The following is a 14,293-nucleotide window of genomic DNA, read 5'->3' as shown; positions in this document are numbered from 1 at the left end:
TGAACGTCGAGATGTGCGATCGACTGCTTACGCTCAGCTACATTCGCGCCGTTCACGAGCCCATTTGGGCTGCTCACAGGCAATCCGGGCAACGCTGGGCCCAGCGAGGCCCGAAAGGCAGGAGACCGCACCGCAGATGACGGACCGACCCGCGCAGCGCACTCCCAACCGCCAGCTCGCCGCGCTCATCGCAGAAGCGGGGTTCTCCAACGCAGGTCTCGCCCGTCGCGTGGACCAGCTCGGTCTCGAGCACGGGCTCGACCTGAGATACGACAAGACCTCCGTGACCCGCTGGCTGCGCGGACAGCAGCCCCGGGGCACCACGCCCGCCCTGATCGCCGAGGTGTTCACCCGCCGGCTGGGGCGCCGGCTCTCCGCCCAGGAACTCGGCCTGGACGCCTGCGCCCCGGTGTACGCGGGCCTGGAGTTCGCGGGCACGCCCGAGGAGGCCGTCGACATCGTCAGCGGGCTGTGGCGCAAGGACTCCGGCAGCCACGCCGAGCTGCGCAAGATCGCGTTCACCCCGGCGGGGCTCGTCGTGCCCAGCCGGGACTGGCTGATCGGCCGGGCCGACGAACGGGTCGCCCGCGGTGAACCGCCCGCCCGGGTGCCGGCCCAGGTCGCGGCCCAGCTGCCGGGGCAGGTGACGGCCCAGGTCCGCGCCGCCGTGCCGAGGCCGACGCTCTCGCCCGAGCAGCAGGGACCCGCCGCCCGGCGGCGCGGCCAGAGCGAACGCGGACCCGGCCAGCGCGTCAGCGGCGGCGACATCGCCGCACTGCGCTCGGTGGGCGAGCTGTTCCGCACCCTCGACGACGCCTACGGCGGCGGCCACGCCCGCCAGGCACTGGTGCGCTATCTGGAACACGAGTGCGAGCCGATGCTGCGGGGCGTCTACGGCGAGCAGACCGGCCGCCGGCTGTTCGCCGCGGCCGCCGATCTGACCCGGCTGGCCGGCTGGACCTCGTACGACATCGCCGCGCACGGACTCGCCCAGCGCTACTTCGTGCAGGCGCTGCGGCTGGCCCAGGCGGCCGGGGACCGGGCGTACGGCTCGTACGTCCTGGTGACCATGAGCCGCCAGGCCGTCTATCTGGCGCACGGGCGCGAGGCGGTGCAGCTCGCGCGGGTCGCCCAGCAGGGGGTGGGCACCAGCGCCCCGCCGGTCCTCCAGGCGCTGCTGCACGCGGTCGAGGCCCGCGCGCACGGCGTGTTGGGCGAGGTGCGCGCCTGCACCGCCTCCCTGGTACGGGCCGAGCGGGCCCTGGAGGCGGCCCGGCCCGGGGACGAGGTGCCGTACTGGGCACGGTTCTTCGACGAGGCGCAACTCGCCGACGAGTTCGGGCACTGCCACCGGGACCTCCAGCAGTTCCGGGCCGCAGCCCAGCACGCCGAGCGCTCCCTGCAACTGCGCGCCCCCTCCTTCGCCCGCAGCCGGGTGTTCTGCCGGATCGTGCTCGCCACCGCCCGGCTCGGCCTCGGCGAACTCGACCAGGCCTGCCAGCTCGGTGCCGAGGCCGCCGGGCAGGCGGCGGAGATGCGGTCGGTGCGGGCCGTGGAGTACGTACGGGACTTCGAGCGGCGGCTGGAGCCGTACAAGGACGCGGCACCGGTGCGCGGGTACCGCGACAAGGTGGCCGTCGCCCTCGGGTGAGCGGGCGGACACCGGGACGAGCCGGCCGCCGCCCCCGAGGTGCGCGGGGCGGCGGCCGGTCGGCCGGTCGGGCGAGCGGGCGAGCGGGCGGCGGCCCGGCCGGTTCAGGCCGGTTCAGGCCGCCGTGCGCAGCGGCTCCGCCGTGTGCATCGGTCCCGTCGCGCCCAGGTCCGCCAGGATCGCCGCCGAGGCCCGTCGGCCCGAGTGCAGCGCTCCCTGCACGGTGCTGGTGTCGCGGTGGTCGCCGCACACGTACAGCCCCGCCAGCAGCCGTACCGCCCGGCGCAGGTCGTGCGGCGGGCGCATCGCGGGCACCGCGTCGGCGCAGTGGTGCACGGCGAGGGTCTCCCAGCGCGCGGTGGAGGTGCCGTACAGCCGCGCCAGATGGATCCGCACGGCGGTGTCGAGGTCGGGCGGCGGGGGGCCCAGCACCGTGGACGACACCAGCGCCCGGCCCGCCGGGGCACGGCTGGGGTCGACCTGGCTGACCACCGCGGTGTGCGCGACGGGGCCGCCGCGGTCGGCGTCCAGCAGCAGGGACGCGCCGGTCTCCGGCGGCTCGTCGGTGGCGTGGTGGACGACCGTCACCGGGTGGAACTCCGGTACGCGCAGACCGGGCAGCAGTTCGGCGGCGCTGCGCGCGTCGGTGGCCACCAGCACGGCGCGGCAGCGGAACACCCCGTGCTCCGCGGTGGTCACCGCGTTCGTGGCGACCGAGGTGACCCGCACCCCGGTGTGCAGGGCGCCCGGCGGCAGGGCCCGTGCGAGCAGTTCGGGCAGGGCCTCGGCGCCGCCCTCGGGCAGGCACAGCCGGCCCGAGGCGAAGGCGCGCAGCGCCAGGTCCGCGCACCTGCTGGAGGAGGTCAGGTCCGGGTCGCACAGCAGGGCGGCGAGCAGCGGGCGCAGGAAGCCGTCGACCGTCCGGGCGGGCACACCGCGGGCGGCGAGGGCGAGGCCCGCCGGGGCCTCGGGGCGCGACAGCAGCCGTTCGAGGGGCGTGTGCGCGATCCGGGTGAGCGCGGCGCCGAGCCGGGCCTGGTCGACGGCGGTCCCCAGCGGGGCGCCCGCCCGGGCCCGGGGCACGGACGCGCCCCGCGAGGAGCCGCCACGGGGCCGGGGCAGCGGCCTGGGCAGGGCGGCGGGCGGCCTGGGGGCGCTTGCGAGGGCGCGCACAGCATGGAGTGCGCCCCTTGCGCTCCCTCCGCCCGCCGGTGCGCCCGCCCGGCGCCGACGGCCGTCGCTGTGCAGCAGGACGCCAGGGGCGAAGGGGCGCAGGACGAGCCCGTCGAGCCCGGGGGTGCGGCTCAGTTCGGGGTATGCCGTGTTCAGCAGCTGTCCGATCCGGTCCAGCCGGAAGCCGTCGACCTTCTCGGTCGACATGCGGCCGCCCGGACAGGGGGCGGCCTCCAGGACTGCGGTCGTGATTCCTGCGCTGGTCAGCCGATGTGCCGCCGTGAGGCCGGCGATGCCGGCTCCCACGACGACGACGTCTGCCTGGTACGCGGGCTCAAGCACGTGCCCCTCCTCGAGGTTGCGCGGCCGGTGGAGACGTCATGCCCCCAACGGGCGTCCGGGATGCCCGAGTTCGGATCGAGGTTAGGGCGGTGATCGGTCAACGGCAGTCGCGCATGGGCAGGGCACGGTCGCACAGCGGTCGCATACGGTCGGCGCCGGGATCAGGCCGCCCGGATCGTGTCCTCGATCCCCGGAAACGCAAAGGCGAACCCTGATTCCAACAGTCGCCTGGGAACCACCCGTTGGCTGCCCAGCACCTCTCCGGCCAGCTCCCCGAGGGCCGTCCGCAGCACCGCCTGCGGCACCGCGAAGAAGGTCGGCCGGTTCAGCACGCGCCCCATCGCCGCGGTGATCTCACGGTTGGTCAGCGGCTGCGGGGCGGTCAGGTTGAACGGCCCCGACAGGTCCTCGCGCGCGAGGAGGTGCCGGAGCGCGGCCACCTCGTCGTGCAGCGCGATGTACGACCAGTACTGCCGCCCGTCGCCCATCCGCCCCCCGAGCCCCGCCCCGAACAGCGGGAACAGCCGCTGCCAGGCCCCGCCCCCGCGCGCCACCACCAGCCCGGTCCGCGCGAACACCGTTCGCACGCCCGCCTCCCGCGCGGGCGCCGCGGCCGCCTCCCACTCCACGCACAGCTCGGCCAGGAAGCCGCGCCCGGCCGGCGCGTCCTCGTCGACGATCCGGTCCCCGGTCTCCCCGTAGAAGCCGATCGCGCTGCCGTTGACGAACACGCGCGGCGGCCGGTCCAGCGCGGCCACCGCCTCCGCCAGCGCCGCCGTGCCCAGCACCCGGCTGTCGTGGATCTCCTTGCGGCGCGCCGCCGTCCAGCGCCGGTCGCCGACCCCGGCGCCCGCCAGATTGACCACGGCGTCGCAGCCGTCGAGCCCGGCCGTGTCCACGTACCGCCCTCCGGGATCCCAGCAGACCTCGTGTCCGCCCCGGGCCGCACGGCGCACCAGCCGCACCACCTCGTGCCCGTCCGCGGTCAGGGACCGCACCAGGGCACCGCCGATCAGACCGGAGGCGCCGGCCACCGCGATTCGCTTGCGTTCCATACCGACCATCCTCACCGGTCGAACCGGCGAAAGCCCATGACACGACCTGCCGTTACCGTCCGGGGTGCCCTCCGGACGCCGTACGGGCCCCGGTACCCCGCGTCGTAGGCTGCCCCCATGCCGGTGCCCGAGATACGCCCTGCCCTGTTCGACGTACGCCTGGCCACGCTCGACGACGAGGAGACCCTCGGCCGTCTCGACCGCGCGGTCTGGTCGTACCTGCACGCGGTCAGCGCGCCGCCGCGGCAGCCCTACGAGCCGTTCTTCACCGAGCGCACCGGTCCCCGGGACCATCTGGTCGCCGAACTCGACGGCCGGGTCGTCGGCTACATCCGCCTGGGCCTGGCCACCTCGCTCGCCTCGAACGCGCACGTCCGCCAGATCCGCGGCCTCGCCGTCGCCGAGGAGGCCCGCGGCCGGGGCGTCGGACGCGCGCTGCTGCGCGCCGCCGTGGCGGAGGCCCGCCGTCAGGGCGCCCGGCGGATCAGTCTGCGCGTCCTCGGGCACAACACGGCGGCCCGCGCGCTCTACGCCTCCGAGGGCTTCGTGGTGGAGGGCGTGCAGCCCGAGGAGTTCTTCCTGGGCGGGGAGTACGTCGACGACGTACTGATGGGCCGCCCGCTGTGACGCCCGGGCCGTGATCGGCGTGCGCGCAGGAGCGCTGGGGCCGTGTCCGGCGTGCGCGCCCTGACGTTCACGGCGCGTTCGGCGTGCGCGCCGTGACACCCAGGGCGCATGTTCAGCGTGCGCGCCGTGACACCCAGGGCGCATGTCCGGCGCGCGCGCCGGGGCGCTCAGGACGTGATCAGTTCGCCGGTGTCCACGGGTGACGTCGAGTGCGCCGCGCGTTCGGCGTCGGAGGCGACCTCGGCCGCCGTCAGCACATAGCCGGTCTCGTGGTCCGAGGTGGAGCGGGCGAAGACGACACCGAACACCCGCCCGTCGGTGGTCAGCAGCGGGCCGCCGGAGTTGCCCGGCCGCACGGTCGAGCGGATCGAGTAGATCTCCCGGGTGACGGTGGAGTCGTTGTAGATGTTCCGGCCGGTCGCCTTCATCCGGTTGGCGACCGTCGCCGCCTGGAGGTTCAGGTCGCCGTCCTGCGGATAGCCCGCGACCACCGCCGCCTCGCCGCGCCCGGCCTCGTCGTCGAGGCTCAGCACGGGGGCACGCAGACCGGGCACGTACAGCACCGCCACGTCCTTGTCCGGGTCGAACAGCACCACCCGGGCCCGGTACGACTGCCCGACGCCGCCGACGCGCACGCTCGGGCGGTCGATGCCGGCCACCACGTGCGCGTTGGTCATCACATGCTCCGCCGCGTACACGAAGCCGCTGCCCTCGCGGCCCTGGTCGCCGGAGGATCCCTCGATCTTCACCGTGCTCAGCTCGGCCGCACGGGTCGCGCGCGGGGTGACGTTGTCGCCCGAGGGCTCGGCCACCTGGGCGGTCGATTCGTTCTCGAACGGGTTGAAGACCTGCGGGAAGCCCGCCTGGGTCAGCGCGGACGTGGCGTTCGAGAACCAGGTCGGAGTGGTGTCCGGCATCACCCGCTGCACGCCGCCGAGCAGCGCCGAGTCCCGGATCGCCGTCGTCACCAGCGGGGACGAGGACGCGCCCAGGACGCTCGCGGCCACCCACGCCACGAGCAGCACGGCGACCGTGTTCGCCGCGGCCCCGCCGATCCCGTCCGGCACCCGCAGCGGTCCCCGGTCCAGTTCCCGTCTCAGCTTCCGTGCCAGCCGCCCGGCCAGCTCGTGCCCCACCGCCGCGGGCACCAGCACCGTCAGCACCGCGGTGATCGTCGCCGCCGTCGTCCCCGGCGTCACCAGGTTCATCACCCACGGCAGGATCCACACGCCGATCACCGCGCCGCCCACGAACCCGGCGAGCGAGACGCAGCCCGCCACCAGCCCACGCCGGTAGCCGGACCCGGCGTAGGCCAGGATCACCAGCAACAGCACCAAGTCGAGCAGGTCCACGGAGCCGCCTTTCTCTCGGACCCCTCAAGGGGCGTCTCCTAGTACGCGCGGGACGGTCCCGGTGATCAGCCGCGCGCGGCCGGCCGACCGGAGGCCGCCGCGCGCGCGTGTACCCACAGAAACGTCGCGGACCGGGACGATGGTTCCACCGGGTGGCACACCACACATCGCGGAGCATGTCGTACGCCCCGACAGTGGGACCATGTGTGTCTTCCGACCCGGCTTTCGAAGAGTGGGCATGAATCGAGAACGGCGTTTCCCGCGGGTGCCGAGCACCGTGCTGGTGCTGCTGGCCTGCCTGCCCGGCTTCATCGCCGTCGTCGCGCTGGCGCTGTACGCGGGCGGCGGCGACGGTGCCGCGACGGCCTCCCTCGCCGCGCGGCCCGAGCACCCGGCCGTCAGCCCGAGCCCGCACTCCGCCCACACCGCGGCCAAACCGCGCATCGTGCCGCGTTCCGCCTGGCTGGACGCCACCGCCTCGCACCCGCAGCCGCCGCCGCGCTACGACGACAAGGTCGTCGCCGTCTTCATCCACCACACGGACTCGCCCAACGGCTACGACTGCGCCGACGCGCCCCGCATCATCCGTGCCCTGTACGCGGGCCAGACCGGCGCCCGCAGCTGGGACGACATCGGCTACAACTTCCTCGTCGACCGCTGCGGCACCATCTACGAGGGCCGCGCGGGCGGTGTCGACCGCGCCGTCACCGGCGCCCACACCCAGGGCTTCAACCACCGCACCGCGGGCATCGCCGCCCTGGGCACCTTCACGGACGGAGTCGTGCCCAAGGCGATGACCGACTCGATCGCCGCGCTGGCCGCCTGGAAGCTGGGTCTGGCCGACATCGACCCGCGCATCAAGGTGCACCTGGTGTCCAGCAACAGCCTCAGCCGCTACCCGGCCGGCCAGGGCGCCATGCTGCCTTCCCTGGCGGCCCACCAGGACGGCTTCATGACCAGCTGCCCCGGCGCGGCCCTCATCGCCAAGCTCCCTTCCATCCGGGAGGCGGCGGCGCGGCTCCAGGGCAGGACACCCACAGCGACGCCACAGACGGGGCGCAGGCTCCTCAGATGACGGCGGCCTACCGTCGGGTGCGACAGCAGCCGACCGGAGGCGGGGAACTCATGAGCAGCAGGCGTACGACCGACCGCCGCACGCACACCACGGAGCGGGAGGGCGGCCGCCCGTGGGCCGCACGCAGCCCGTGGGCGGTGCTCTGCGCGGTCGCGACCGTCGTCCTGGGGCCGGCCGCGGTGACCGCGTCCGCTCTCGAACAGGCCAACCGGGCTCCGCTGCATCACGCGGCGCAGGCCGAGCAGCCGCAGGCGTATCTCCCGTCGGACCCGGGCCGCCGCCGCGCGTCCGACGGGGGAGAAGGGGCATAGGGCCCTCCCGGCGGATCGAGTCGCGGGAGAGCAGTGAAGCCGTCTCGGCCCGGATGGACGTGCCACACCCCGGGTCTGCGGCATCCTCCGCCGGACAGGCCCTAACCCCTGAAGCGGTCCCACAGTCTGGGGTAGCGCTCCGCGAGTGCCCGCTCGCTCTCGAAGTCGATCGGAGCGCCCTCGGGTTCCGCGGGCGGGGCCGGGATGCCCAGGTCCGGGGCGACGGTACCGGTGAGCTGCTCGTAGGCCTCGTCGGCCGCGAAACCGAGCTCCTCGCCGTCGCCGTCGATCTCCTCGTCGAACTCGCCCAGCAGGTCGGCCAGCGAGTCCGGGCCGTGCACCGCACCCTCGAAGACGTCCCGGCCCTGGCCGATCAGCCAGCACCGGAAGAAGTCGAACGCGTCGTCGCTGGCCCCGTCGAGCAGCACCCAGGCGGCCCCCCACAGGTCCCAGGTGTAGGCGCGGTTGTAGCGGGACTCGAAGTGGCGTGCGAAGTCGAGCACCGAGTCGGGGTCCAGCCGCAGCAATCGGTCCGTCAGCACGTCGGCCTGCTCCTCGGGGTCGCCGTCGGCGGCCTCGCGGGCGGCGTCCACGAGTTCCCAGAACTCCGTCTCGTCCATCACGGATCCAGCATCGTGCCTGGCGGAGGGCGACGCACGTGGAGTGCGGCGGATCGTTATGAGCGGTACAGCCCGGCGAACCGTGCCGCGTCCCGCGCGAACCGCTCCCGCAGCCCCGCGGGCGCCAGCACCTCGACCTCGGGCCCGAGCCCGGTCAGCTGCCCGTGGGCGACCTCCTCGGACTCCACCGACAGGGTCGCCGTCACCAGGCCGTCCCGGTCCGGGGCGCCCGCGGCCGCCAGCGCCTGCCGGGCGGAGCGCGGATCGACGGCGTACGGCAGTCTGCGTACGCCTTCGCCGGACAGCCGCACCACGACCTCGGCCCGCAGCAGGGAGCGCGCGAACTGCTCGGCCCGCTCCTGCCAGAAGGCGGGCAGGTCGAACGCCTCGTCGCGGGTGAAGCGCTCCTCGCCGGGGGCCACCGCCGTGAACCGGTCGATCCGGTAGACCCGGAAGGCGCCGGCGTCCGCCACCCGCGCGCACAGGTACCAGACGCCCGCCTTGAGCACGAGCCCGTACGGCTCCAGCTCCCGCTCGACCTCCCGCTCGGTCTCCGGTCCGGCCCCCGGCTCGGTCTCCGGTCCGGCCCCCGGCTCGGCCTCCCGCCCGGCCCGCCCGTCGCGCTGCGTGCGTCGGTAGCGGGCCGTGATCCGCCGGTCGTCCCACACGGCGTCCGCCACGGCCGGCAGCAGTTCGGGCGTGGCGGGCTCGGCGAACCAGTTGGGGGCGTCGAGGTGGAAGCGCTGCGCCGCCGAACGCGAGGCGTCCCGCAGCGAGGGCTGCAACGCCGCCGACACCTTCAGCCGGGCGGCCGAGGCCGCGTCCTCCAGTCCCATCTCCCGCAGCGCCCCCGGCACTCCGCTCAGGAACAGCGCCTCGGCCTCCCCGCGGGCCAGCCCGGTCAGCCGCGTACGGTATCCGCCGACCAGCCGGTACCCGCCGGCCCGCCCACGCTCCGCGTACACCGGGATCCCCGCCTCGGAGAGGGCCTGCGCGTCCCGGGTGACGGTCCGCTCCGAGACCTCCAGCTCCCCGGCCAGCTCGGCGGCGGTCATGGAGCTCCGGGACTGGAGCAGCAGGACCATCTTGATCAGCCGGGCAGCGCGCATGCCGTCATCATGCCGGGCCCCACTGACAGCGCCGGGGCGCGTCCGGGGCCACATGACAGTGGAGGGGCACGGCGGTCGGTCGCCGTGCCCCTCCACCGGATCCAGTGTTACAGGCCGTACCGGTCCCGTGCTTCCTTCACCGCGGTCGCCTTGACCTCACCGCGCCGGGCGAGCTGCGCCAGCGCCGCGACGACGACCGACTGGGCGTCGACGCCGAAGTGACGGCGGGCCGCCTCGCGGGTGTCCGACAGGCCGAAGCCGTCGGCGCCCAGCGAGGACCAGTCCTGCTCGACCCACTGCGCGATCTGGTCGGGGACCTGGCGCATGTAGTCGGAGACCGCGAGCACCGGGCCCTCGGCGCCGTGCAGCGCCTGACGGACGTACGGGACGCGCTCCTCGCCGCGCAGCAGGGCCGCGTCGGCCTCCAGCGCGTCGCGGCGCAGCTCGGTCCAGGACGTGGCGGACCAGACGTCCGCGGCCACGCCCCACTCCTCGGCGAGCATCCGCTGCGCCTTCAGGGCCCAGTGGATCGCCGTGCCGGAGCCCAGCAGCTGGATGCGCGGGGGGTTGGCCCCGGCCACGTTCAGGCCCGCCGACTCCGCCGTGTTGAAGCGGTACAGGCCCTTGACGATGCCCTCGTCGATGCCGAGGCCGGACGGCTTGGCCGGCTGCGGCATCGGCTCGTTGTAGACGGTGAGGTAGTAGAAGACGTTCGGGTCCTCGCCCGGGGCGGCCTCGCCGTACATGCGGCGCAGACCGTCCTTCACGATCGTCGCGACCTCGTAGGCGAAGGCCGGGTCGTACGTCAGGGCCGCCGGGTTGGTCGCCGCGATGACGGGGGAGTGGCCGTCCGCGTGCTGGAGGCCCTCACCGGTCAGCGTGGTGCGGCCGGCCGTGGCGCCTACCAGGAAGCCGCGGCCGAGCTGGTCGGCGAGCTGCCACATCTGGTCGGCGGTGCGCTGCCAGCCGAACATCGAGTAGAAGATGTAGAACGGGATCATCGCTTCGCCGTGCGTGGAGTACGCGGTGGACGCGGCGATGAAGTCGGCCATCGAACCGGCCTCGGTGATCCCCTCGTTGAGGATCTGGCCGTTCTTGGCCTCCTTGTAGTACATCAGCTGGTCGCGGTCGACCGGCTCGTACGTCTGGCCCTTGGGCGAGTAGATGCCCAGCGACGGGAAGAGCGACTCCATGCCGAAGGTGCGCGCCTCGTCGGGGACGATCGGCACCCAGCGCTTACCCGTCTCCTTGTCGCGGACCAGGTCCTTGATCAGGCGGACGAAGGCCATGGTGGTGGCGACGTTCTGGGAGCCGGAGCCCTTGTCGAAGGAGGCGAACGCCTTCTCGGCGGGGGCCGGCAGCGGGGCGAGCGCGTGCGTGCGGCGGGCCGGGGCGGGGCCGCCGAGCGCCGCGCGGCGCTCCTGGAGGTAGCGCACCTCGGGGGCGTCCGCGCCCGGGTGGCCGTAGGGGACCACGCCGTCGGCGAAGCTGCTGTCCGGGATGGGGAGTTCGAGCAGGTCGCGCATCGTCTTGAACTCGTCCACCGTCAGCTTCTTCATCTGGTGGTTGGCGTTCTTCGACGCGAAGCCCTCGCCGAGGGTGTGGCCCTTGACGGTCTGGGCCAGGATGACGGTCGGCGCGCCCTTGAACTCCAGCGCCGCCTTGTAGGCCGCGAAGACCTTGCGGGACTCGTGGCCGCCGCGGGAGAGGTGGAAGCAGTCGAGGATCTTGTCGTCGCTCAGCAGCTTCGCCATCTCGACGAGCGCCGGGTCCTTGCCGAAGAAGTCCTCGCGGATGTAGGCGGCGCCGCGCGTCTGGTACGTCTGCACCTGGGCGTCGGGTACCTCGCGCAGGCGGCGGACGAGCGCGCCGGTGGTGTCGAGCTGGAACAGCTCGTCCCAGGCGGTGCCCCAGAGCGACTTGATGACGTTCCAGCCCGCGCCGCGGAACTGGGCCTCCAGCTCCTGCACGATCTTGAAGTTGGCGCGCACCGGGCCGTCGAGGCGCTGGAGGTTGCAGTTGATGACGAAGGTCAGGTTGTCCAGACCCTCGCGGGAGGCGAGCGCGAGAGCCGCCGTCGACTCGGGCTCGTCCATCTCGCCGTCGCCGAGGAAGGCCCAGACGTGGGACGCGGAGACGTCCTTGATGCCGCGGTTGGTCAGGTAGCGGTTGAAGCGCGCCTGGTAGATCGCGGAGAGCGGGCCGAGGCCCATCGACACCGTCGGGAACTCCCACAGCCAGGGCAGCCGCCGCGGGTGCGGGTAGGAGGGCAGGCCGTTGCCGCCCGCCTCCTGGCGGAAGTTGTCGAGGTGGGCCTCGTTCAGCCGGCCGTCGAGGAAGGCGCGGGCGTAGATGCCGGGGGAGGCGTGGCCCTGGATGTAGAGCTGGTCGCCCGAGCCGTCGGCCTCCTTGCCCCGGAAGAAGTGGTTGAAGCCGGTCTCGTACAGCCAGGCCGCGGAGGCGAAGGTGGCGATGTGGCCGCCGACTCCGTGCTTCGCGCCGCGGGTCACCATGGCGGCCGCGTTCCAGCGGTTCCACGCGGTGATGCGGGCTTCCATCTCCGGGTCACCGGGCACGGTCGGCTCGGCGGCGGTCGGGATGGTGTTGACGTAGTCCGTCTCCAGGAGCTTGGGCAGCGCGATGCCGTTGCCCTCGGCACGCTCCAGCGTGCGGCGCATCAGGTACGCCGCACGGTGCGGCCCGGCCGCCTCGGCGACCGCGTCCAGGGAGGCCTGCCATTCGGCGGTCTCCTCCGGGTCCCGGTCCGGGAGCTGGTCGAGCGCGCTCGGCTGGATGGCGTTGGGGTCGGTCATTACGCCGCCTTCCTCAGTCGAAGGGGGTTCCCTGTGAGGTCTTTCGGGGGGTTGCCCTTGGTCTTTGGCAGGACAGGGCATGGGGCTCTCTGGTGGAAGCCCGTCGGTGACTCTAACCCCCTGATCGATGATCGATCAAAGAGTCGAGGGCAAAATCTCTTGATGACGAGAAAGTCGGCACCGCGTGCCCTCCGGACAGGCACGCGGTGCCGACTTTTTTCGCTGATTCAGCGGGGATTCCCGCAGGTGAGCGCGTCTGTGCTCGGCTGTGTCAAAGGTTGTGGCAGGTGCTGTGCGAGGCGCAGTGTCAGGCGCGCGGAGCGCAGCCCAGGACATGGGCCTTCACCAGTTCCGCGATGCGCGGGTCGCGGCGCAGGAACGCCTGCACCAGCTCCTCGTGCTCCTCGGCGTACGACTGCTGCACCGTCCCCAGCCAGCGGATCGACAGCGCCGTGAACACCTCGATGCCGAGCCCCTCCCAGGTGTGCAGCAGCACCGAGTTGCCGGCCGCCCGCACCAGCTCCCGGTGGAAGCCCACCGTGTGCCGCACCTGGGCGGTGCCGTCCGCCTTGCGGTCGGCCTCGTACAGCGCGGCGACATGCGGCTCCAGGGCCGAGCAGTCCGCCGCCAGCCGGTCCGCCGCCAGCTCCGCCGCGATGGCCTCCAGACCGGCCCGGACGGGATAGCTCTCCTCCAGGTCGGCCGCGGTCAGGTTGCGCACCCGTACGCCCTTGTTGGGCGCCGACTCGATCAGCCGCAGCGACTCCAGTTCGCGCAGCGCCTCGCGCACCGGCGTCTGGCTGACCTCCAGCTCGGTCGCGATCCGCCGCTCCACGATCCGCTCGCCCGGCTGCCAGCGCCCGCTGACGATCCCCTCCACGATGTGCTCGCGGATCTGTTCGCGCAGCGAGTGGACGACGGGCGCGGTCATGAGAGCTCCTTAGGGAGAGGCCCACAGGCCCCCGGGGCGTTTGACCATTAGACAATAAGGCCGCCGACACGTCCCGCAGGGGCGCATGGGGGCGCTTCGGCGCAGGTGAGACGAGGCTTACACGCTGTCCACGGACGTTGACCCGCCGGACATACGCCGGTGCCCCCGGCCGGAGGTTCCGGTCGGGGGCACCGTGGGTGCGCTGTGCGCGGACTGCTCCTGAAGGACTACAGGCCGAGCTCGATCTCGAACTCGCCGGCCTCCAGGATCGCCTTGACCGCGGTCAGGTAACGCGCGGCGTCGGCACCGTCCACCAGGCGGTGGTCGTAGGACAGGGTCAGGTACGTCATGTCGCGGACGCCGATGACCGTGCCCTCCTCCGTCTCGATGACGGCCGGACGCTTGACCGTGGCACCGATGCCCAGGATCGCGACCTGGTTCGGCGGCACGATGATCGTGTCGAACAGCGCGCCGCGCGAGCCGGTGTTGGAGATGGTGAAGGTCGCGCCGGACAGCTCGTCCGGGGTGATCTTGTTGGCGCGGACCTTGCCCGCCAGGTCGGCGGTGGCCTTGGCGATGCCGGCGATGTTCAGGTCGCCCGCACCCTTGATGACCGGGGTCATCAGGCCCTTCTCCGAGTCCACCGCGATACCGATGTTCTCGGAGTCGAAGTAGGTGATCGTGCCCTCGGCCTCGTTGATCCGGGCGTTGATGACCGGGTGGGCCTTCAGCGCCTGGGCCGCCGCCTTCACGAAGAACGGCATCGGGGAGAGCTTGACGCCCTCGCGGGCCACGAAGGAGTCCTTCGCCTGCGCGCGCAGCTTCATCAGACGGGTGATGTCCACCTCGACGACCGAGGACAGCTGCGCCTGCTCGTGCAGGGCCTTGACCATGTTGTCGCCGATGACCTTGCGGATGCGGGGCATCTTGACGGTCTGGCCGCGCAGCGGGGAGACCTCCAGCGCCGGGGTCTTGCGGGCGGCCGGGGCGGCGGCGGCCGGAGCCGGGGCAGCGGCGGCGGCAGCGGCCTTCGCGGCCTCGGCGGCGGCGATGACGTCCTGCTTGCGGATACGACCGCCGACACCGGTGCCCTTGACGGCGGACAGCTCGATACCGTTCTCGGCGGCGAGCTTGCGCACCAGCGGGGTCACGTAGGCGCCGTCGTCACCGGCGGTGGCGGCCGGGGCCGGGGCGACCGGCGCGGGCGCGACCGGCGCGGGGGCCGGAGCCGGAG

The 14,293-nt window shown here is 73.4% G+C and carries 12 protein-coding genes; 4 read left to right on the top strand and 8 right to left on the bottom strand.

The window, feature by feature from the left end; all coding sequences use genetic code 11:
• Nucleotides 1-136: 136 nt before the first annotated feature.
• Nucleotides 137-1,651 carry an NsdA family TPR-like regulatory protein gene (locus FNH09_RS18655; RefSeq protein WP_152889342.1) on the top strand — a complete coding sequence of 505 codons (1,515 nt, stop codon included), beginning with the start codon at nt 137-139 and terminating at the stop codon, nt 1,649-1,651.
• A 114-nt stretch (nt 1,652-1,765) separates the two neighbouring features.
• Here FNH09_RS18655 and FNH09_RS18650 read toward each other — a convergent pair whose 3' ends face one another.
• The gene (locus FNH09_RS18650; RefSeq protein ID WP_162468767.1) at nt 1,766-3,166 is read right to left on the bottom strand and encodes an FAD-dependent oxidoreductase; all 1,401 of its coding nucleotides are present in this window, start codon (nt 3,164-3,166) and stop codon (nt 1,766-1,768) included.
• Nucleotides 3,167-3,327: 161 nt separating this feature from the next.
• A complete protein-coding gene (locus tag FNH09_RS18645) occupies nt 3,328-4,221 on the bottom strand; it encodes a TIGR01777 family oxidoreductase (RefSeq protein ID WP_152889340.1) in 894 nt (297 codons plus the stop codon).
• A gap of 117 nt (nt 4,222-4,338) precedes the next feature.
• Here FNH09_RS18645 and FNH09_RS18640 point away from each other — a divergent pair, with 117 nt between their 5' ends.
• Nucleotides 4,339-4,848 carry a GNAT family N-acetyltransferase gene (locus FNH09_RS18640; protein WP_152889337.1) on the top strand — a complete coding sequence of 170 codons (510 nt, stop codon included), beginning with the start codon at nt 4,339-4,341 and terminating at the stop codon, nt 4,846-4,848.
• 167 nt (nt 4,849-5,015) lie between these two features.
• Here the strand turns inward: FNH09_RS18640 and FNH09_RS18635 are convergent, their stop codons facing one another.
• Nucleotides 5,016-6,200 carry a MarP family serine protease gene (locus tag FNH09_RS18635; RefSeq protein ID WP_162468766.1) on the bottom strand — a complete coding sequence of 395 codons (1,185 nt, stop codon included), beginning with the start codon at nt 6,198-6,200 and terminating at the stop codon, nt 5,016-5,018.
• Between the two features lie 238 nt (nt 6,201-6,438).
• On the opposite strand from FNH09_RS18635, the gene FNH09_RS18630 reads away from it, so the two are divergent.
• Nucleotides 6,439-7,275, top strand: a complete 837-nt coding sequence (locus tag FNH09_RS18630; protein WP_238426771.1) for a peptidoglycan recognition protein family protein — start codon at nt 6,439-6,441, stop codon at nt 7,273-7,275.
• Between the two features lie 50 nt (nt 7,276-7,325).
• Nucleotides 7,326-7,586 (top strand): hypothetical protein, encoded by a 261-nt coding sequence (locus FNH09_RS18625; protein ID WP_152889333.1) that lies wholly within the window; start codon nt 7,326-7,328, stop codon nt 7,584-7,586.
• Nucleotides 7,587-7,687: 101 nt separating this feature from the next.
• Here FNH09_RS18625 and FNH09_RS18620 read toward each other — a convergent pair whose 3' ends face one another.
• The 5 genes from FNH09_RS18620 to sucB all read right to left on the bottom strand — a co-directional run.
• Entirely contained in the window at nt 7,688-8,206 is a 519-nt protein-coding gene (locus FNH09_RS18620; RefSeq protein ID WP_152889384.1) for a DUF4240 domain-containing protein, read from the bottom strand.
• Nucleotides 8,207-8,262: 56 nt separating this feature from the next.
• Nucleotides 8,263-9,315 carry a helix-turn-helix transcriptional regulator gene (locus tag FNH09_RS18615; RefSeq protein ID WP_152889332.1) on the bottom strand — a complete coding sequence of 351 codons (1,053 nt, stop codon included), beginning with the start codon at nt 9,313-9,315 and terminating at the stop codon, nt 8,263-8,265.
• Nucleotides 9,316-9,422: 107 nt separating this feature from the next.
• On the bottom strand, nt 9,423-12,128 hold the full coding sequence (aceE, locus tag FNH09_RS18610) for a pyruvate dehydrogenase (acetyl-transferring), homodimeric type (protein ID WP_152889329.1): 2,706 nt from the start codon (nt 12,126-12,128) through the stop codon (nt 9,423-9,425).
• A 307-nt stretch (nt 12,129-12,435) separates the two neighbouring features.
• Nucleotides 12,436-13,059, bottom strand: a complete 624-nt coding sequence (locus FNH09_RS18605; protein ID WP_152889328.1) for a GntR family transcriptional regulator — start codon at nt 13,057-13,059, stop codon at nt 12,436-12,438.
• Nucleotides 13,060-13,286: 227 nt separating this feature from the next.
• Nucleotides 13,287-14,293: 2-oxoglutarate dehydrogenase, E2 component, dihydrolipoamide succinyltransferase (sucB, locus tag FNH09_RS18600; RefSeq protein ID WP_152889326.1), on the bottom strand; the 1,007-nt coding region annotated here is incomplete at its 5' end.

The sequence above is a fragment of the Streptomyces adustus genome (assembly GCF_009377175.1).
Lineage (GTDB): Bacteria > Actinomycetota > Actinomycetes > Streptomycetales > Streptomycetaceae > Streptomyces > Streptomyces adustus.
This window is presented reverse-complemented; position numbering and strand designations above follow the sequence as displayed.

What these genes read in the sequence shown, in the direction of transcription:
- FNH09_RS18655 (WP_152889342.1), top strand. Translation starts at nt 137, where the DNA reads ATGACGGACCGACCCGCGCAGCGCACTCCCAACCGCCAGCTCGCCGCG.
- FNH09_RS18645 (WP_152889340.1), bottom strand. Translation starts at nt 4,221, where the DNA reads ATGGAACGCAAGCGAATCGCGGTGGCCGGCGCCTCCGGTCTGATCGGC.
- FNH09_RS18640 (WP_152889337.1), top strand. Translation starts at nt 4,339, where the DNA reads ATGCCGGTGCCCGAGATACGCCCTGCCCTGTTCGACGTACGCCTGGCC.
- FNH09_RS18630 (WP_238426771.1), top strand. Translation starts at nt 6,439, where the DNA reads ATGAATCGAGAACGGCGTTTCCCGCGGGTGCCGAGCACCGTGCTGGTG.
- FNH09_RS18625 (WP_152889333.1), top strand. Translation starts at nt 7,326, where the DNA reads ATGAGCAGCAGGCGTACGACCGACCGCCGCACGCACACCACGGAGCGG.
- FNH09_RS18620 (WP_152889384.1), bottom strand. Translation starts at nt 8,206, where the DNA reads ATGGACGAGACGGAGTTCTGGGAACTCGTGGACGCCGCCCGCGAGGCC.
- FNH09_RS18615 (WP_152889332.1), bottom strand. Translation starts at nt 9,315, where the DNA reads ATGCGCGCTGCCCGGCTGATCAAGATGGTCCTGCTGCTCCAGTCCCGG.
- aceE (WP_152889329.1), bottom strand. Translation starts at nt 12,128, where the DNA reads ATGACCGACCCCAACGCCATCCAGCCGAGCGCGCTCGACCAGCTCCCG.
- FNH09_RS18605 (WP_152889328.1), bottom strand. Translation starts at nt 13,059, where the DNA reads ATGACCGCGCCCGTCGTCCACTCGCTGCGCGAACAGATCCGCGAGCAC.